We start from the raw sequence: 18817 nt of genomic DNA on the forward strand, positions 1-18817 counted from the left end.
TGCCGATTTAATATTGAGCATTGCGTAAAAAAATATCACTGGATACAGTATGGTACCCTCAACATTTTCTCGTTTGAACGCCGCACGCGCGCTGCCTGTCGTCCTGGCTGCGCTACTTTTCGCCGGGTGCGGCACCCAGGCGCCAGATCAAAGCGCAGCCTATATGCAGGGTTCAGCGCAAGCTGACTCCGCCTTTTACCTGCATCAGATGCAGCAAAGCGCAGATGATAGCAAGACCAACTGGCAATTACTCGCCATTCATGCACTGCTGAAAGAAGGAAAAAGCCAGCAGGCCGTCGACCTGTTCAATCAACTCCCGCAAAATCTGAACGATACCCAGCGTCGCGAACAGTCTTTATTAGCGGTAGAAATCAAACTGGCGCAAAAAGATGTCGCAGGCGCGCAGGCCTTGCTGGATAAACTAAAACCCGCCGACTTTGCGCCAAATCAGCAAGCGCGTTACTGGCAGGCGCAGATCGTTGCCAGCCAGGGACGCCCGTCGCTTACCCTATTGCGGGCGTTAATCGCCCAGGAACCGCTACTGGCGGCGAAAGAGAAACAAAAAAATATCGACGCCACCTGGCAGGCGCTCTCCGCCATGACGCCGGATCAGGCCAGGACGCTGGTTATCAACGCCGATGAAAATGTGCTTCAGGGCTGGCTGGATCTGCAACGCGTCTGGTTTGACAACCGCAACGATCCGGACATGCTGAAAGCCGGGATCGCCGACTGGCAAAAACGCTACCCGCAAAATCCGGGGGCGAAAATGCTGCCGACGCAGCTCGTCAATGTACAACGTTTTAAACCAGCTTCCACCAGCAAAATCGCTCTGCTGCTGCCGCTGAACGGTCAGGCTGCCGTGTTTGGCCGTACCATCCAGCAAGGTTTCGAAGCCGCGAAAAACCTCGGCACCCAGGCGGTAGAGATGCAGCCTGCCGCCGCGCCTGATGCGCCAGTAGAACCTGGCGTGGAGGAGACGCAGCCACAAATGACCAACGGCGTCGCCAGTCCGTCGCAGGCCTCGGTGAGCGATCTGACTGATGACGCTCCATCCCAGTCCGCTACGCCAGTCAGCGCGCCACAAACTCCCCCTGCTACAGCAAGCGCGCCGGCGGATCCCTCCGCTGAATTAAAAATCTACGATACCTCTTCCCAGCCGTTGGATCAGGTGCTCGCTCAGGTTCAGCAAGACGGCGCCAGTATCGTGGTCGGGCCGCTGTTGAAAAACAATGTGGAAGCGCTGATGAAAAGCAACACGCCGCTCAACGTGCTGGCGCTCAACCAGCCGGAAACTGTACGTAGCTTCCCTAATATCTGCTATTTCGCGCTCTCTCCTGAAGATGAAGCCCGTGACGCGGCGCATCATATTTATGACCAGGGCAAGCAGTCGCCGCTGCTGTTGATCCCACGCAGCGCGCTTGGCGATCGCGTGGCGAACGCCTTCACCCAGGAGTGGCAAAAACTGGGCGGCGGCATCGTGTTACAGCAAAAATTCGGCTCCGTAGCCGAGCTGAAAATGGGCGTGAACGGCGGCGCGGGTATCGCGTTGACGGGCAGTCCGGTCGCCGCCAGCGTGCCTGCGCAGCCTGGCGTCACCATTGGCGGTCTGACCATCCCTGCGCCGCCGACCGACGCGCAAATCACCGGCGGCGGACGCGTAGACGCGGTCTATATTCTGGCTACGCCGGAAGAGATTGGCTTTATCAAACCGATGATCGCCATGCGTAACGGCACCCAGAGCGGCGCGACGCTGTATGCCAGCTCCCGCAGCGCGCAAGGCACCTCCGGCCCCGACTTCCGTCTGGAGATGGAAGGTTTACAATACAGTGAAATTCCTATGCTGGCAGGCGGCAATATGCCGTTGATGCAGCAGGCGCTGAGCGCTGTACATAACGACTATTCTCTGGCGCGGATGTACGCCATGGGCGTGGATGCCTGGACGCTGGCGAACCACTTTTCGCAGATGCGTCAGGTGCAGGGGTTTGAGATCAATGGTAATACCGGCGCATTAACTGCCAGCCCGGATTGTGTGATTAACAGGAAGTTATCATGGCTCAAATACCAGCAAGGGGAGATTGTTCCCGCCAGCTAACGCGTAAACAGGCTGGCGACGCGTGGGAAGCTGCCGCGCGTCGCTGGCTGGAAAGCAAAGGACTGCGGTTTATCGCCGCCAACGTGCGCGAGCGCGGCGGCGAAATCGATCTGATCATGCGTGACGGAAAAACGACGGTTTTTGTTGAGGTCCGCTATCGGCGCTCCGGGCTTTATGGCGGCGCGGCGGCTAGTGTGACCCGCAGCAAGCAACACAAATTATTACATACTGCCCGCTTGTGGCTCGCCCGCCAGAATGGGAGTTTTGATACTGTGGATTGTCGGTTCGATGTGTTAGCCTTCACCGGAAATGAGATTGAGTGGTTTCGGGATGCGTTTAACGACCACTCATAATTGAAGATTTTAAGGATTAGCGTGCTCGAAAGAATCAAAGTTTGCTTTACAGAAAGCATTCAAACTCAAATTGCTGCGGCGGAAGCGCTTCCGGATGCCATTTCCCGCGCCGCCATGACGCTGGTTCATTCCCTGCTTAACGGCAACAAAATCCTCTGTTGTGGAAACGGGACGTCCGCGGCCAACGCACAGCATTTTGCTGCCAGCATGATTAACCGCTTTGAAACGGAGCGACCCAGTTTACCCGCCATTGCACTAAATACCGATAATGTGGTCTTAACTGCGATCGCTAACGATCGCCTGCACGATGAAGTTTATGCAAAACAAGTCCGGGCGCTGGGACATGCAGGCGATGTTTTATTGGCGATCTCTACGCGTGGTAATAGTCGCGATATCGTAAAAGCCGTTGAAGCAGCCGTCACACGTGACATGACCATTGTGGCGCTAACCGGGTATGACGGGGGTGAGCTGGCCGGACTATTAGGGCCGCAGGATGTTGAAATTCGTATCCCTTCACACCACAGCGCGCGCATTCAGGAAATGCATATGCTGACGGTAAACTGCCTGTGCGATTTGATCGATAACACGCTTTTTCCTCACCAGGATGATTAAGGAGTACACATGAAGGCATTTTCGCCGCTCGCAGTCCTTATTTCTGCGTTGCTATTGCAAGGTTGCGTCGCCGCCGCGGTAGTGGGTACGGCAGCCGTCGGCACCAAAGCCGCAACCGACCCGCGTAGCGTGGGCACCCAGGTGGATGACGGAACGCTGGAACTGCGTGTCAGCAGCGCGCTGTCGAAAGATGAGCAAATCAAAAAAGAGACGCGCATCAATGTCACGGCTTATCAGGGCAAAGTTTTGTTAGTGGGCCAGTCGCCAAACAGCGAACTCTCCGCACGCGCTAAACAGATAGCGATGGGCGTTGAAGGCACCACCGAGGTCTATAACGAGATTCGCCAGGGTCAACCTATCGGCCTGGGGACCGCCTCTAACGATACCTGGATCACCACGAAAGTTCGCTCACAGCTACTGACCAGCGATCAGGTAAAATCGTCAAATGTGAAAGTCACCACCGAAAATGGCGAAGTATTCCTGCTGGGCCTGGTAACTGAACGTGAAGGTAAAGCGGCAGCGGACATCGCCAGCCGGGTGAGCGGCGTGAAACGCGTGACCACCGCCTTTACGTATATTAAGTAACCGGTGTGCCGGGTGGCGATAAAAATGTGTAAACCGCGTCGCCATCCGGTAAATCATCCGGCTTCGCTACTCCGCTTTTTCCCGCAGTTGCGATGAGGTCAGAATCGTCACGCCTTCTTGTGCTGGCGCCAGCGCTTCCGCCAGCATGGCCCGCGCCACATCCCGCGCATCAATCGATTTCCAGTTTCCGGGCAGCAGCCGGAATAGCGGAGCGAAAAGCGTTTCATTCACCCGCCGCGTTGTTCTGTCGCCGAGCAGCATAGAAGGCCGGGCAATCGTCAAACGAGGCCAATTTTGCGCGATTAACGCCTCCTCCATTTCTCCTTTCACCCGATTGTAAAAAAACGGAGAGTGCGCGTTTGCTCCCATTGCGCTGACCACCACCATGTGCTGCGCGCCCAGTCGACGCCCGGTCAGCGCGGTATCAACCACCAGCGTATAATCCGCATGAATAAACGCCGCTTTACTTCCCGCTTCACGCCGGGTCGTGCCCAGGCAGCAAAAAACAATATCCACCGGGTCGGTCACCTGAGCTAACGCATCGGTAAGCTGCGGATCGTGAGGGTTATAAACGCCGACAATATCCGTCAGCGGACGACGCGTCGGCGCGGCGATAGCGCTCACCTGCGGCGTGTTGATTAACATTCTCAGCAGATGTCCGCCGACCAGTCCGGTCGCGCCGGTAATCAGTACCTGACTCATCCTCGCTCCTTTACAGATTTGTCCACCTTGCACTCTCGGCCCTATCGACCAGGCTTAATAGTCTACGAGGTAAGTATCCATCATTGTGGAAAATTTGCCTTACCCGACGCCACCACTGCGGAGGAAACGCATGAGTAAGAAAATTGCCGTTTTGATTACCGATGAATTTGAAGATTCAGAATTTACCTCGCCGGCAGCAGAATTCCGTCAGGCCGGCCATGAGGTCATCACCATCGAAAAAGAGGCGGGTAAAACGGTGAAAGGAAAAAAAGGCGAAGCCAGCGTCACCATTGATAAGGCTATTGATGACGTTCGTCCCGACGAGTTCGACGCCTTGCTATTACCGGGAGGTCATTCGCCGGACTACCTGCGCGGCGACAGCCGTTTCGTGGATTTTACCCGCGATTTCGTTAACAGCGGTAAACCGGTTTTTGCCATATGCCACGGCCCGCAGTTGTTGATCAGCGCCGATGTCATTCGTGGGCGCAAACTCACGGCGGTGAAACCGATTATTATCGATGTGAAGAATGCGGGCGCGGAATTTTACGATCAGGAAGTCGTCGTCGATAAAGATCAGCTGGTGACCAGCCGCACGCCTGACGACCTGCCGGCATTTAACCGCGAGGCACTACGCCTGCTGGGCGCGTGAGTCGCGTAACCAGTGCAGTTTTTTACCAAACCCCAGCGTGTTGTCGGTGAATTTAATCTCATCCAGCCGGATTTCCCATACCGGCGCTGGCAGCACCCTGGCGACCGGGAAGCGACGAAGGTAAGCTTTACGCGCGGCGTCGCTCTCCTGCCCCTCCAGACGGCGAATTACCCCTTTAAACTGTACGCCGCGAATGCGCGTCACCGTTTTCGGCTGACCATTGACCGTTCCCGCAACTGGCGCGCACGCGCCGGACATTTGCGCATGGCGGGTTTTATCATCCGTTAACAGATACAGTGCGACGTTTTGCGCATCGAACAAATAAAACGCATTGGCGCACCACAGCTCTCCCTCATGGTGTACGCACCAGGTCACCACGTGTTGTTTCGCCAGCCAACGGCCAATAGCGGTAAGTGTGTCCATTTTTATTCTCGCTTATACTGGGAACCTGAAAATTATCATGCTGATGGCGACAATGACACCCTGGTATCTGTATCTGATTCGTACTGCAGACAATGCGCTTTACACCGGAATAACTACCGATGTGGCGCGTCGTTACAGGCAGCATCAAACGGGAAAAGGCGCAAAAGCATTACGGGGAAAAGGCGAGTTAACGCTGGCGTTTGCGGCGCAGGTTGGCGATCGCTCGCTGGCCCTGCGCATAGAGTATCGCATCAAACAGCTCACAAAGCGCCAGAAAGAGCGCCTTGTGACGGAACGCGAAGCGTTTGAGGCGCTGCTGTCCAGCCTGCAAACGCCGGTGCTTAAAAACGATTGAAGTGGTCGTGATACTCCACCAGCCCCGTCACGCCCTCCAGCGCATCCTCAGCCAAACGGTGTACCTGGAAAGCGCTTTCCGTACCGGGCCAACGGCAGTGAAGATCGTAATGCGCGGCCAGTTCAAAACCGAAGCGGCTATATAACGCCGGATCGCCCAGCGTCACGACCGCCGCGTAGCCGAACTCGTTGAGCGAATCCAGCCCTTCATACACTAACTGGCGCGCCAGCCCTTGCCCGCGATACTTTTCATCGACCGCCAGCGGCGCCATGCCGACCCACTGTAAATCTTCGCCCTGCACATCAACCGGACTAAAGGCGACATAGCCCACCACCTGGCCTTCATCATCCGTGGCCACCAGTCCGAGCGTCAGAAAACCATCTTCACGCAAATCGTGAACCAGCTTCGCTTCCGCATCGCTTTCGAATGAACGGCGTAACAGCGCATCAATACCAGGCGCATCAATGGGAATTTCTACTCGAATTAGCATGGTTCACCTACCGAGGTCTGTTTGGTTTCCGGCGAGTTTTTCATACCCGCCTCAACAAAATCCGCCAGTTGCAGCAGCATAACGCGTAACGCTTTCGGCATCTGCTCCAGTTCGATGGCGTCCATCAGATTCTTCACATACAACCCTAACTCAGTATCGCCTTCAATGACCAGTCGACGCTGGAAAAAGAGCGTATCCGGGTCCTGTTTACGGGCAGCTATCATTAGCAGATCGCTGGCGTCGGCGCTAAAACTGACGTCAGCATCCGCCTGCTGGCTAACGATCAGCTTTTCATTTTCAACCGTGGTATACCATTTTAAGTCGATGTCACGAACATGAATGCTTAACCAACGACCTTCGAGGAATTCCAGCTCTCCATCGGCCAGCGCCTGACGAAACTGCCAGCTCAGAACCTGTTCCAGAACCTGGCGCTTTAGCGCAAAGGGCGTCAGTTTAACCGGTACACTCATCAGAGACGGGCCAGCATGGACTAAGCGTGAACGCAGTTTATCTAACACGAGCTTTACTCCCTGTTTCAATAGTCCTGTTATTTTGCCATATCCAATAAATCACATGGCGGCGTAAATCAACAATTGGGTCTGATTTTCTACCCCATTATTGGTGTTACCAATACGCCTTTAACTGCCTTAAATCAAAAATTGTCGCAGCAAGGTTAACTAAAATCCCTGTTCGTTAACAATTTTGCGTCTCAGACGTAACCCTCAGGATAAATTATGGAGCTGCTCTGCCCTGCCGGAAATCTCCCGGCGCTGAAGGCGGCCATCGAAAACGGCGCTGACGCCGTTTATATCGGGTTAAAAGACGATACCAATGCCCGTCATTTTGCCGGCCTTAACTTTACCGAAAAAAAATTGCAGGAAGCGGTGAGTTTTGTTCACCAGCATCGCCGCAAATTACACATCGCCATTAATACTTTTGCGCATCCGGACGGCTATGCCCGCTGGCAGCGCGCCGTGGATATGGCGGCGCAGCTTGGCGCCGACGCGTTGATTCTCGCCGACCTCGCTATGCTGGAATATGCCGCAGAGCGTTACCCGCATATTGAGCGCCATGTTTCCGTTCAGGCCTCGGCAACCAACGAAGAGGCGATTCGCTTTTATCACCGCAACTTTGATGTCCACCGCGTAGTACTGCCACGTGTACTGTCGATTCACCAGGTAAAACAACTGGCCCGCGTCACGCCGGTGCCGCTGGAGGTATTCGCGTTTGGCAGCCTGTGCATTATGGCGGAAGGTCGCTGCTATCTTTCTTCTTACCTGACGGGGGAGTCGCCCAATACCGTCGGCGCCTGCTCGCCCGCCCGCTTTGTTCGCTGGCAGCAAACGCCGCAGGGGCTGGAATCGCGCCTGAATGATGTCCTGATTGACCGTTACCAGGATGGCGAAAACGCGGGCTACCCAACGCTGTGTAAAGGCCGCTATTTAGTGGACGGCGAGCGCTATCACGCGCTGGAGGAGCCAACCAGCCTGAACACGCTGGAACTGCTGCCGGAGCTCATGGCGGCGAACATCGCTTCGGTGAAGATCGAAGGCCGCCAGCGCAGCCCGGCCTATGTCAGCCAGGTGGCGAAAGTGTGGCGCCAGGCGATCGATCGCTGCAAAGCCGCCCCGCAAAACTTCGTTCCACAGCGCGACTGGATGGAGACGCTCGGCGCGATGTCCGAAGGCACTCAAACCACGCTTGGCGCATATCACCGTAAATGGCAGTGAGAGGAGCTATGAAATATTCCTTAGGACCGGTGCTTTATTACTGGCCGAAAGAGACGCTGGAAGATTTTTATCAGCAGGCCGCAAAAAGCAGCGCTGATGTCATTTATCTGGGCGAAGCGGTGTGCAGCAAGCGTCGCGCGACCAAAGTCGGCGACTGGCTGGAAATGGCGAAATCCCTCGCCGCCAGCGGTAAGCAGGTGGTGCTCTCTACCCTGGCGCTGGTACAGGCGTCATCTGAATTAAGCGAGCTGAAACGCTATGTGGACAACGGCGATTTTCTGCTGGAAGCCAGCGATCTTGGCGTGGTGAATCTGTGCGCCGAGCGCAAACTGCCGTTTGTCGCCGGCCATGCGCTGAATTGCTACAACGCGGTCACGCTGCGCCGGTTGCTGAAAGAAGGCATGGTACGCTGGTGTATGCCGGTGGAGCTGTCCCGCGACTGGCTGGTGAATTTGCTTAATCAGTGCGATGAACTGGGCATCCGCAATCAGTTTGAAGTGGAAGTGTTGAGCTACGGGCATCTGCCGCTGGCCTACTCTGCTCGCTGCTTTACCGCCCGTTCGGAAGACCGCCCGAAAGATGAGTGCGAAACCTGCTGTATCAAGTATCCAAACGGTCGTGACGTGCTCTCGCAAGAGAATCAGCAGGTGTTTGTGCTTAACGGTATTCAGACCATGAGCGGCTATGTCTATAACCTTGGCAACGAACTGACGTCGATGCAGGGATTGGTCGATATCGTGCGGCTGTCGCCGTTGGGTACGGAGACATTTGCCATGCTTGATGCCTTTCGCGCTAACGAAAACGGCGGTGCGCCATTACCGCTTGCCTCCCATAGTGACTGCAACGGCTACTGGAAGCGGCTGGCCGGGCTGGAGCTACAGGCCTAGCCGGATGGCGGCATAAAGACCTTATCGGGCCTACAAATAGCGCTCCCGTAGGCCCGATAAGCGCAGCGCTATCGGGCATTGTTTTTGCCGTCAGTCTCATAAAGCTCACTTTGTTAACAACATTCGCTAATCTTTAATGCAGTATTAAAAGATTAACCGGTAACAAAGTGAGCCGTTATGACTGACAAAACTATTCCATTCTCGGTGCTGGATCTGGCGCCGATCCCTGAAGGATCTTCGGCAAAAGAAGCCTTCACGCACTCGCTTGATCTCGCACGGCTGGCTGAAAAGCGCGGCTATCACCGCTACTGGCTGGCGGAACATCACAACATGACCGGTATCGCCAGCGCGGCGACCTCGGTATTGATTGGTTATCTGGCGGCCAATACCACAACATTACATCTTGGCTCCGGCGGCGTGATGCTGCCTAACCATTCACCGCTGGTGATTGCCGAGCAGTTCGGCACGCTGAATACGCTCTACCCGGGACGTATCGACTTAGGGTTGGGACGCGCGCCGGGTAGCGATCAGCCGACGATGCGCGCGCTACGTCGCCATATGAGCGGCGATATTGATAACTTTCCACGCGATGTCGCAGAGCTGGTGGACTGGTTCGACGCTCGCGATCCTAATCCGCATGTGCGCCCGGTGCCCGGCTACGGCGAGAAGATCCCGGTCTGGCTGTTGGGCTCCAGCCTGTATAGCGCACAGTTGGCGGCCCAGCTTGGCCTGCCGTTCGCCTTTGCTTCGCATTTCGCGCCGGATATGTTGTTCCAGGCGCTGCATCTGTACCGTACCCAGTTCAAACCTTCAGCGCGGCTGGAAAAACCGTACGCGATGGTGTGTATCAATATTATCGCCGCCGACAGCAACCGCGACGCGGAATTCCTGTTTACCTCCATGCTGCAGGCTTTTGTGAAGCTACGCCGTGGGGAAACCGGCCAACTGCCGCCGCCGATTGAGAATATGGAGACCTTCTGGTCGCCATCCGAGCAGTATGGCGTGCAGCAGGCGCTGAGTATGTCGCTGGTCGGCGATAAAGCGAAAGTCCGCCACGGGCTGGAATCCATCCTGCGGGAAACCCAGGCGGATGAAATTATGGTCAACGGGCAGATTTTCGACCACCAGGCGCGGCTGCATTCGTTTGATTTGGCGATGGATGTGAAGCAGGAATTGTTGGGGTAGTGCGTTGTTTTGCCCGGAGGCGCTTCGCTTACCGGGCCTACAGCATCAAGTAGGCCGGATAAGGTGCAACCGCCATCCGGCACAATAACGTTACTGGTACACCGGCAGCAAATTAAAGCTCGACAGAATATGGATAACCGCGTTGCCGACACCGAAGACCAGAATCAGTACAATCATCGGCGTGCCGCCCCAGACGCGGAATTTCGGGCTGCCGAAACGTTCGCGAGATTTACGTGCTAACAGCGCAGGCACAATGGCCGCCCAGATAGTTGCAGCTAAACCTGCATAGCCAATGGCGTACAGAAAACTGTTCGGCCACAGCAGGCCACCGACAATTGGCGGCACAAACGTCAGCAGTGCGGTTTTAAAACGCCCCATTGCCGAGTCATCAAAACCAAACAGATCCGCCAGATAGTCAAACAGCCCCAGCGTCACGCCGAGGAAGGAACTGGCGACCGCAAAGTTAGAGAACACCACCAGCAGCAGATCCAGGCTGCGGCTGTTCAGCACGCCGCTTAACGCCTGTACCAGCACATCAATATTGCCGCCTTTCTGTGCAATGCCGATAAATTCTGGACGCGGGATGTTGCCCATCGTCCCCAGCAGCCAGACGGAATAGAGCGCCAGCGCCAGTAACGTTCCATAAATCAGGCATTTCACGATGGTGCGCGGATCTTTGCCGTAATATTTCATCAGGCTCGGTACGTTACCGTGATAACCAAAAGAGGCCAGACAAAATGGCAGCGTCATCAGCAGGTACGGCGTATATGACGCGTGGCTTTCAGCCACGTTAAACAACGTGGCAGGCTGAACGTGTCCTAACAGGCTGCCGAAGGTCAGGAAGAAAGTAATCACTTTCGCGCCCAGCACAATCGCCGTCATCCGACTGACCGCCTTCGTACTCAGCCACACGACAAACGCCACCAGCAGCGCAAAGGCAAAACCTGCCGCTCGCGCCGGAACGTTCAGCGACATCTCAGCAAAGGTATGATGCAGAATTGAGCCGCTCGCCGAGATATAGGCGTAAGTCAGGATGTAGAGCACAAAGGCAATAGAGATGCCGTTGACAATGTTCCAGCCTTTCCCCAACAGATCTTTGGTGATGGTGTCGAAACTCGAACCAATGCGGTAGTTAAGGTTGGCTTCGAGGATCATTAGCCCGGAGTGCAGCATACAAAACCAGGTAAAGACCAGCGCCGCCATCGACCAGAAGAACCACGCCCCGGACATGACCACCGGCAGGGAGAACATCCCCGCGCCAATGATGGTGCCGCCGATAATCACCACGCCGCCAAGCAGCGAAGGTGACGTTTGGGTGGTGGTAAGTGTTGCCATTCAGCTCTCTCTCCAGTCATTTATAGTGTGACTATCTCTCAATACGCTGCACTGTACCAGTACACGAGTACAAAAGAAATAAAAAAAGCCCCGATTGTGACGATCGGGGCTGTATATTTTACTTTACGCTGTGAATGCGCAGGTCAGCGCGAGTTACGCATCGCCGCCGAAACGACGGCGACCGGTAGAGTCATCACGACGCGGACCACGGCTTTCACGACGCTCGCCGCTGAAGCGACGACCATCACCACGACCACCTTCACGACGTTCGCCGCTGAAATTACGACCGCCTTCACGACGTTCGCCACTGAAGCTACGACCACCGCCGCGACGTTCGCCGCCCGCGTGCGGAACAGCATCACCCAACAACTGCATATTCATCGGCTTGTTCAGAATGCGGGTACGCGTGAAGTGCTGGAGCACTTCGCCCGGCATACCTTTCGGCAGCTCGATGGTGGAGTGAGACGCGAACAGCTTAATGTTACCAATGTAACGGCTGCTGATGTCGCCTTCGTTAGCGATAGCGCCCACGATATGACGAACTTCAACGCCGTCATCACGGCCCACTTCAATGCGGTATAACTGCATATCGCCAACGTCACGACGTTCACGACGCGGACGTTCTTCACGGTCGCCACGCGGGCCACGGTCATTACGATCGCGCGGACCACGGTCGTCACGGTCACGGAATTCACGCTTAGGACGCATCGGCGCATCCGGCGGCAGGATCAGCGGACGCTCGCCCTGCGCCATTTTCAGCAGTGCGGCGGCCAGCGTTTCGAGATCCAGCTCTTCACCTTCGGCAGACGGCTGGATTTTCGCCAGCAGCGCACGGTACTGATCCAGATCGCTGCTTTCCAGTTGCTGCTGAACTTTCGCGGCGAATTTTTCCAGACGGCGTTTGCCCAGCAGTTCTGCGTTCGGCAGTTCCACTTCCGGAATGGTCAGCTTCATGGTGCGTTCGATGTTGCGCAGCAGACGACGCTCGCGGTTCTCAACGAACAGCAGCGCGCGACCGGCGCGACCCGCACGGCCGGTACGACCGATACGGTGAACGTAGGACTCGGAGTCCATCGGGATATCGTAGTTCACCACCAGGCTGATACGTTCAACGTCCAGACCACGTGCCGCAACGTCGGTGGCGATCAGGATGTCCAGACGACCATCTTTCAGGCGTTCCAGAGTCTGCTCACGCAGCGCCTGGTTCATATCGCCATTCAACGCGGCGCTGTTGTAGCCGCTACGTTCCAGCGCTTCTGCTACTTCCAGGGTCGCGTTTTTGGTACGTACGAAGATAATCGCCGCATCAAAGTCTTCCGCTTCCAGGAAACGCACCAGCGCTTCGTTTTTACGCATACCCCAGACAGTCCAGTAGCTCTGGCTGATGTCAGGACGGGTAGTCACGCTGGACTGAATGCGCACTTCCTGCGGCTCTTTCATAAAGCGGCGGGTAATGCGACGAATCGCTTCCGGCATAGTGGCGGAGAACAGAGCGGTCTGATGACCTTCCGGGATCTGCGCCATAATAGTTTCAACGTCTTCGATGAAGCCCATACGCAGCATTTCGTCGGCTTCATCCAGCACCAGACCACTCAGTTTAGAGAGGTCGAGGGTGCCGCGTTTTAAGTGATCAAGCAGACGTCCCGGCGTACCGACAACGATCTGCGGCCCCTGACGCAGGGCGCGTAACTGCACGTCATAACGCTGACCGCCGTACAGGGCAACCACGTTTACGCCGCGCATGTGTTTAGAGAAATCCGTCATGGCTTCGGCCACCTGTACCGCCAGTTCGCGGGTTGGCGCCAGCACCAGAATCTGAGGTGCCTTCAGCTCAGGATCAAGATTGTTGAGCAGCGGTAAAGAGAACGCTGCGGTTTTGCCGCTACCGGTCTGGGCCATGCCCAGCACGTCGCGACCGCCCAGCAGATGCGGAATGCACTCTGCCTGGATTGGAGATGGTTTTTCGTAACCCAGATCGGTAAGGGCTTCAAGGATAGGAGCCTTCAGCCCCAGATCTGCAAAAGTGGTTTCGAATTCAGCCATGTAGTACGTGTGCCTCAAAATTAATGGCGGCCAGTCTACATAACTCATCATGAAATTGATCTGCAATTTTCATTGAAAAGTGTGAACCGGCTCAAAGTAGGTGTATTAACGAACAACAACGCCCTCACCCGCGAAGGTGATGGCAATCAAAAAGATTACGGGCTGATATGTTCGTCAGCTATTGCTGGTCCGATTCTGCCAGGTCATCTTGGTCCTGGCCCAGGAGCGATAATTCCAACAATGCGTATCGGTGCTCAACAAAGTTATGAACGTTGTTGGCCACCGCCAGTTTGAACAGAGCCGTGGCGCTGTCCAAATCCCCCAGACTTAGGTAATACTTACCTAAATAGAAGTTGGTTTCACTGAGATGCTCAGCGAGCGAGGTGTTATCCGTTGCGTCCGCCTTGAGCCTTTCCATCAGCGTTGCTTCGCTAATGTCGCCCAGGTAGAACTCGACAATGTTCCATCCCCATTGCTCTTTATCCGATTTTTCAAAGCGTGCTTTTAACGCTTCTTTCGCCTGCTTCTCATTAAGCTTCTGCTCAACAAGATACAGCCACAGGCTGCGGTAAGGATCATTGGGATCGTCTTGATAAAACGCCAGCAGATCATCTTGCGCTAACTTATCACGGCCGCCGTAATACAATGCGATACCGCGGTTTAAGTGCGCGTAGTTGTAAGTTGGATCAAGCTCTAGTACAGAATCAAACGCTTCATAGGCAGCATCAAAATTGCCTGCCTGCGTTAAATAAATGCCTAAGTAATTGAATACTTCAGGCATATCCGGTCTGATTGCCAGCGCTTGTGAAAAATCATTTCGCGCTAATGCCCTCAAACCAAGACTATCATACAACACTCCGCGCTCATATAAAAGCTGTGCGCGTTCGTCATCGGTTAAAGCCCGACTGGCAAGAATCTGTTCCATACGCGCCAGAATCACTTCCTGCTGTAAAGTCGGTTGCAATGGTACTGCGAGGACTTCACTTTTACGCCAGGCGGAATTACTGCATCCTGCAAGCGTAAGTGCTGTCGCAACGAAACACCAGCGCAAAAAAGGCTTCATTTCCCACTCCCGAAGACAACGATTGAATGAACGTCCTGTTCCCCGGTGGCTCAACAAGGCGTCCAGCCAGGTCTAAAGCCCTCCGCAGTGCGGAGGGCAAAAGGCTACCTTACTCGGCCTGTTCGCTCGCCGGAGCTTCCGGCGCAGCGGCAGGTTGAGACTGCTCGGTTGCTTCTTTAATGCTCAGACGTACACGGCCCTGGCGGTCAACTTCCAGAACCTTAACCGGGACTTCCTGACCCATCTGCAGATAGTCGGTCACTTTCTCTACACGCTTATCCGCGATTTGAGAGATGTGAACCAGACCTTCTTTACCGCCGCCGATGGCAACAAACGCGCCAAAGTCAACGATACGGGTCACTTTACCATTGTAGATACGGCCAACTTCGATCTCCGCGGTAATCTCTTCGATACGACGGATAGCGTATTTCGCTTTTTCACCGTCGGTCGCCGCGATCTTCACAGTACCGTCATCTTCGATTTCGATGGTGGTGCCGGTCTCTTCAGTCAGCGCGCGGATCACAGAACCGCCTTTACCGATCACGTCTTTGATCTTGTCCGTGCTGATCTTGATGGTATGGATACGCGGCGCAAATTCAGAGATATCGCCGCGCGGCGCGTTGATCGCCTGTTCCATCACGCCCAGGATGTGCAGACGCGCACCTTTAGCCTGGTTCAACGCAACCTGCATGATCTCTTTGGTGATACCTTCAATTTTGATATCCATCTGCAGCGCAGAGATACCGTCGCGGGAACCCGCCACTTTGAAGTCCATATCGCCCAGGTGATCTTCGTCGCCCAGAATGTCAGACAGTACAACGTAGTTGTCGCCCTCTTTCACCAGACCCATAGCGATACCTGCTACGGCGGCTTTAATTGGCACGCCAGCGTCCATCAGCGCCAGAGAAGCGCCGCACACGGAAGCCATAGAGGAAGAACCGTTGGATTCGGTGATTTCAGACACCACGCGAACGGTGTACGGGAATTTATCCATGTCCGGCATCACTGCCAGCACGCCGCGCTTCGCCAGACGACCGTGACCAATTTCACGACGCTTCGGAGAACCGACCATGCCGGTTTCGCCTACGGAGTACGGAGGGAAGTTGTAGTGGAACAGGAAGCTGTCAGTGCGCTCGCCCATCAGTTCATCAAGCACCTGCGCGTCACGGGCAGTACCCAGAGTCGCGGTAACCAGCGCCTGCGTTTCACCACGGGTAAACAGAGCGGAACCGTGAGTACGCGGCAGTACGCCAGTGCGCACGTCCAGACCACGGATCATGTCTTTTTCACGGCCATCAATACGCGGCTCGCCTGCCAGTACGCGGCTACGCACCACGTTTTTCTCGATTGCGTGCAGGATTTCGCCCAGCTCGTTAGCATCCAGGGTTTCATCTTCTGCAATAAGCTGCTCGATGGTTTCGGATTTGATTACGTCAACCTGAGCATAGCGCTCTTGTTTATCGGTGATGCGGTACGCGTCGCTCAGACGAGATTCAGCAAGCGCAGCAACACGCGCGTTCAACGCGTCGTTGACGGCTTCCGGCTGCCAGTCCCAACGTGGTTTACCGGCTTCTTTCACCAGATCGTTGATCGCCTGGATAACAACCTGCTGCTGCTCGTGACCGAATACCACCGCGCCCAGCATAGTGTCTTCGCTCAGCAGTTCAGCTTCGGATTCCACCATCAGCACAGCCGCTTCGGTACCGGCAACCACCAGGTCCAGCTTGCTTTCTTTCAGCTCGTCCTGGGTCGGGTTCAGCACGTACTGGTCATTGATGTAACCTACGCGCGCCGCGCCGATTGGGCCGTTGAACGGAATGCCGGACAGCGACAGCGCAGCAGATGCGCCGATCATCGCCACGATATCCGGGTTAACCTGCGGGTTAACGGAAACGACGGTCGCGATAACCTGCACTTCGTTAACGAAGCCTTCCGGGAACAGCGGACGAACCGGGCGGTCAATCAGACGCGCGATCAGGGTTTCGCCTTCGCTTGGACGGCCTTCACGACGGAAGAAGCTGCCCGGGATACGACCAGCAGCGTAGGTACGCTCCTGATAGTTAACGGTCAGTGGGAAGAAGTCCTGGCCTGGTTTGGCTTTTTTCTGGCCGACAACGGTAACGAATACGGCGGTGTCATCCATGCTTACCATAACAGCGGCAGTGGCCTGACGCGCCATCATGCCAGTTTCCAGCGTAACGGTATGCTGACCGTACTGGAATTTACGAACGATCGGATTAAGCAAAATAATATCCTTTCCAATTTTTGACGGCATAATACGCGCCGTCGTTAATACCCGATCTTCTGCGCATCCTCGCGACTAATGACAACCCTAACCCTGATATGGGTAAAGCCTCTCATTAGCCGCGCGAACCTCTGCAACGGAAGATCATTCATAGCAACAATACATTAGTTTCCAGCGAATTGCTGCCATCTGCTGGAAAAAAGGGGCCATGAAGGCCCCCTCTTTCTGAAACTCGAAAGAATTAGCGACGCAGACCCAGACGCTCAATCAGCGCGGTGTAGCGTGCAACATCTTTACGTTTCAGGTAGTCGAGCAGTTTACGACGCTGAGAAACCATACGCAGCAGACCACGACGGCTGTGGTGATCTTTTTTATGCTCTGCAAAGTGACCCTGCAGGTGGTTAATCTGTGCAGTCAACAGAGCAACCTGAACATCGGTAGAACCGGTGTCGTTTGCGTCACGACCGAACTCAGAAACGATTTTAGCTGTAGCTTCAGTACTTAGAGACATTTTAAAACTCCAAAGTATTTAAGAATGAGAGGACGCCGATCTCTAATTCAGCGATCCCAGTGTACGCCGCGTAAACTGTTAAATAATTTACGCGGCGTTAAGCGGCGGTATTCTACTCGCAGCGCTCTCTTATCGCAAGACGAAGCGACATTACGCTGGGTACTCTACTACCAGCCGACGAGGCGCGACACGGCCTTCGTCGTCAATTTCGCCCATACCGATAAATTTATCGTCTTCACCTTCCGTCACACGAACCAGTCCCTTCAACGGCGCGCCCGAGGTACGAACCGGGTTGCCATTTTTGAAGTATACCGAAGATGTTAACGGCAGATTAACAACAGGATAGTCCGAAGCTGGACTGTCCATTGGCATCAATAATGGATCGAGCAACTGCGCCGCCGGAACGCCCTGCTGTTCCGCCTGTGCTACCAGCTCGCGCAAGTGCTCCAGCGTCACCATACGATCCACCGGATACTTGCTGACCGTCAGACGACGCAGGTACGTTACGTGCGCGCCACAGCCCAGTTTCTCACCTAAATCATCAATAATGGTACGAATATAGGTGCCTTTGGAGCAGTGAACTTCCAGCTCCAGCTCGTTACCTTCATGGCGAATAAACAGCAGCTCATAGACGGTAATCGGGCGGGCTTCGCGCGGCACTTCGATACCCTGGCGGGCATATTCGTACAGCTTCTTGCCCTGATACTTCAGCGCCGAATACATCGAGGGAATCTGTTCGATATCCCCACGAAAGGTCTCCAGCGCGCTCGCAAGCTGCTCAGCGCTGAAAGTCACCGGACGCTCCTGCACGATTTGACCATCGGCGTCAGAGGTATCCGTGCGCTGCCCCAGACGGGCAATAACACGATAGCGTTTGTCAGAATCCAGCAGGTACTGCGAAAATTTTGTCGCTTCGCCGAGGCAAATCGGCAACATGCCGGTCGCCAGCGGGTCCAGCGCGCCGGTATGCCCGGCGCGGTTGGCATTGTAGATGCGCTTAACTTTCTGCAGCACGTCATTGCTGGACATACCCTGCGGCTTATCCAGCAGCAGAACGCCGTGAATGTCGCGGCCACGACGACGAGGACGACTCATCAGTCCTCCTTGCTGTCGTCCGGGTTCACACGACGTTCTTCGTCATGTTTCACCACGTTAGTCACCAGGTTGGACATACGCATCCCTTCCACCAGCGAGTTGTCGTAGAAGAAGGTCAGTTCCGGTACGATGCGCAGACGCATCGCTTTACCCAGCAAGCTGCGGATGAAACCAGACGCTTCCTGCAACGCTTTGATGCCCGCTTTTACTGCGTCTTCATCTTTGTCGTTCAAAAAGGTGACAAACACTTTGGCATAGGCCAGGTCACGGGACATTTCGACACCGGAGACGGTAGTCATCATACCCAGGCGCGGGTCTTTAATTTCGCGCTGCAGGATGATTGCGATCTCTTTTTGCATCTCCTGGGCCACGCGCTGCGGGCGACCAAATTCTTTCGCCATAATAAATTCTCCAGACAAAAAAGGGGCTATCAGCCCCTTTTTGAAATTAATACGGTATTCA

Annotated in this window: 21 protein-coding genes; 9 read left to right on the plus strand and 12 right to left on the minus strand. The window is 55.1% G+C overall.

Annotated features, from left to right (window positions below; translation table 11 throughout):
- Positions 1-49: 49 nt before the first annotated feature.
- From NA624_RS11140 to dolP, 4 genes are read left to right on the plus strand one after another with little or no spacing between them, the layout of a single operon-like run.
- Positions 50-2092, plus strand: coding sequence for a penicillin-binding protein activator (locus NA624_RS11140; protein WP_000249235.1), 2043 nt, complete (start codon positions 50-52; stop codon positions 2090-2092).
- Positions 2050-2445 (plus strand): YraN family protein, encoded by a 396-nt coding sequence (locus NA624_RS11145; protein ID WP_000057285.1) that lies wholly within the window; start codon positions 2050-2052, stop codon positions 2443-2445. The genes NA624_RS11140 and NA624_RS11145 overlap by 43 nt, the downstream gene beginning before the upstream one ends.
- Before the next feature lie 21 nt (positions 2446-2466).
- On the plus strand, positions 2467-3057 hold the full coding sequence (gene diaA / locus NA624_RS11150) for a DnaA initiator-associating protein DiaA (protein WP_000893481.1): 591 nt from the start codon (positions 2467-2469) through the stop codon (positions 3055-3057).
- A gap of 9 nt (positions 3058-3066) precedes the next feature.
- On the plus strand, positions 3067-3642 hold the full coding sequence (gene dolP / locus NA624_RS11155) for a division/outer membrane stress-associated lipid-binding lipoprotein (protein WP_000643280.1): 576 nt from the start codon (positions 3067-3069) through the stop codon (positions 3640-3642).
- A gap of 66 nt (positions 3643-3708) precedes the next feature.
- On the opposite strand, the gene NA624_RS11160 is transcribed toward dolP, so the two are convergent.
- Positions 3709-4344: an NAD(P)H-binding protein gene (locus NA624_RS11160; protein ID WP_001521094.1), complete on the minus strand. Its 636-nt coding sequence runs from the start codon at positions 4342-4344 to the stop codon at positions 3709-3711.
- A gap of 130 nt (positions 4345-4474) precedes the next feature.
- Between NA624_RS11160 and yhbO the strand changes: the two genes are divergently transcribed.
- Positions 4475-4993 carry a protein/nucleic acid deglycase gene (gene yhbO, locus NA624_RS11165; RefSeq protein WP_000037599.1) on the plus strand — a complete coding sequence of 173 codons (519 nt, stop codon included), beginning with the start codon at positions 4475-4477 and terminating at the stop codon, positions 4991-4993.
- Here yhbO and NA624_RS11170 read toward each other — a convergent pair.
- On the minus strand, positions 4973-5416 hold the full coding sequence (locus NA624_RS11170) for a YhbP family protein (protein ID WP_000380407.1): 444 nt from the start codon (positions 5414-5416) through the stop codon (positions 4973-4975). The two genes, yhbO and NA624_RS11170, sit on opposite strands and share 21 nt — an antisense overlap.
- A gap of 37 nt (positions 5417-5453) precedes the next feature.
- Here NA624_RS11170 and NA624_RS11175 point away from each other — a divergent pair, with 37 nt between their 5' ends.
- Complete coding sequence (locus tag NA624_RS11175; RefSeq protein ID WP_000928379.1) at positions 5454-5771, plus strand: GIY-YIG nuclease family protein; 318 nt, start codon at positions 5454-5456, stop codon at positions 5769-5771.
- Here NA624_RS11175 and NA624_RS11180 read toward each other — a convergent pair.
- The gene (locus tag NA624_RS11180; RefSeq protein ID WP_000908562.1) at positions 5758-6261 is read right to left on the minus strand and encodes a GNAT family N-acetyltransferase; all 504 of its coding nucleotides are present in this window, start codon (positions 6259-6261) and stop codon (positions 5758-5760) included. The two genes, NA624_RS11175 and NA624_RS11180, sit on opposite strands and share 14 nt — an antisense overlap.
- On the minus strand, positions 6255-6779 hold the full coding sequence (gene ubiT, locus NA624_RS11185) for a ubiquinone anaerobic biosynthesis accessory factor UbiT (RefSeq protein WP_000884721.1): 525 nt from the start codon (positions 6777-6779) through the stop codon (positions 6255-6257). Before ubiT ends, NA624_RS11180 begins: the two co-directional genes overlap by 7 nt.
- Before the next feature lie 216 nt (positions 6780-6995).
- Between ubiT and ubiU the strand changes: the two genes are divergently transcribed.
- The 3 genes from ubiU to NA624_RS11200 all read left to right on the plus strand — a co-directional run bounded on the left by ubiU (position 6996) and on the right by NA624_RS11200 (position 10063).
- Complete coding sequence (gene ubiU / locus NA624_RS11190; RefSeq protein ID WP_000421309.1) at positions 6996-7991, plus strand: ubiquinone anaerobic biosynthesis protein UbiU; 996 nt, start codon at positions 6996-6998, stop codon at positions 7989-7991.
- An 8-nt stretch (positions 7992-7999) separates the two neighbouring features.
- A complete protein-coding gene (locus tag NA624_RS11195) occupies positions 8000-8878 on the plus strand; it encodes a U32 family peptidase (RefSeq protein ID WP_000877722.1) in 879 nt (292 codons plus the stop codon).
- 177 nt (positions 8879-9055) lie between these two features.
- The gene (locus NA624_RS11200; RefSeq protein WP_000130430.1) at positions 9056-10063 is read left to right on the plus strand and encodes a luciferase-like monooxygenase; all 1008 of its coding nucleotides are present in this window, start codon (positions 9056-9058) and stop codon (positions 10061-10063) included.
- A 90-nt stretch (positions 10064-10153) separates the two neighbouring features.
- On the opposite strand, the gene mtr is transcribed toward NA624_RS11200, so the two are convergent.
- From mtr to rbfA, 8 genes are all read right to left on the minus strand, one after another.
- A complete protein-coding gene (mtr, locus tag NA624_RS11205; RefSeq protein WP_000224375.1) occupies positions 10154-11398 on the minus strand; it encodes a tryptophan permease in 1245 nt (414 codons plus the stop codon).
- Positions 11399-11551: 153 nt separating this feature from the next.
- Positions 11552-13441 (minus strand): ATP-dependent RNA helicase DeaD, encoded by a 1890-nt coding sequence (gene deaD / locus NA624_RS11210; protein ID WP_000807248.1) that lies wholly within the window; start codon positions 13439-13441, stop codon positions 11552-11554.
- Positions 13434-13514, minus strand: a complete 81-nt coding sequence (yrbN, locus tag NA624_RS11215) for a protein YrbN (RefSeq protein ID WP_010723222.1) — start codon at positions 13512-13514, stop codon at positions 13434-13436. The genes deaD and yrbN overlap by 8 nt, the downstream gene beginning before the upstream one ends.
- Positions 13515-13619: 105 nt before the next feature.
- The gene (gene nlpI, locus NA624_RS11220; protein WP_000802069.1) at positions 13620-14504 is read right to left on the minus strand and encodes a lipoprotein NlpI; all 885 of its coding nucleotides are present in this window, start codon (positions 14502-14504) and stop codon (positions 13620-13622) included.
- Positions 14505-14613: 109 nt separating this feature from the next.
- Entirely contained in the window at positions 14614-16749 is a 2136-nt protein-coding gene (gene pnp / locus NA624_RS11225; RefSeq protein WP_001670767.1) for a polyribonucleotide nucleotidyltransferase, read from the minus strand.
- 241 nt (positions 16750-16990) lie between these two features.
- Complete coding sequence (gene rpsO, locus NA624_RS11230) at positions 16991-17260, minus strand: 30S ribosomal protein S15 (protein WP_000059465.1); 270 nt, start codon at positions 17258-17260, stop codon at positions 16991-16993.
- A gap of 150 nt (positions 17261-17410) precedes the next feature.
- Entirely contained in the window at positions 17411-18355 is a 945-nt protein-coding gene (gene truB, locus NA624_RS11235) for a tRNA pseudouridine(55) synthase TruB (protein WP_000089676.1), read from the minus strand.
- Positions 18355-18756, minus strand: coding sequence for a 30S ribosome-binding factor RbfA (rbfA, locus tag NA624_RS11240; RefSeq protein ID WP_001040199.1), 402 nt, complete (start codon positions 18754-18756; stop codon positions 18355-18357). The genes truB and rbfA overlap by 1 nt, the downstream gene beginning before the upstream one ends.
- Positions 18757-18817 lie beyond the last annotated feature (61 nt).

It is taken from the genome of Salmonella sp. NW38 (assembly GCF_051807745.1).
GTDB lineage: Bacteria > Pseudomonadota > Gammaproteobacteria > Enterobacterales > Enterobacteriaceae > Salmonella > Salmonella enterica.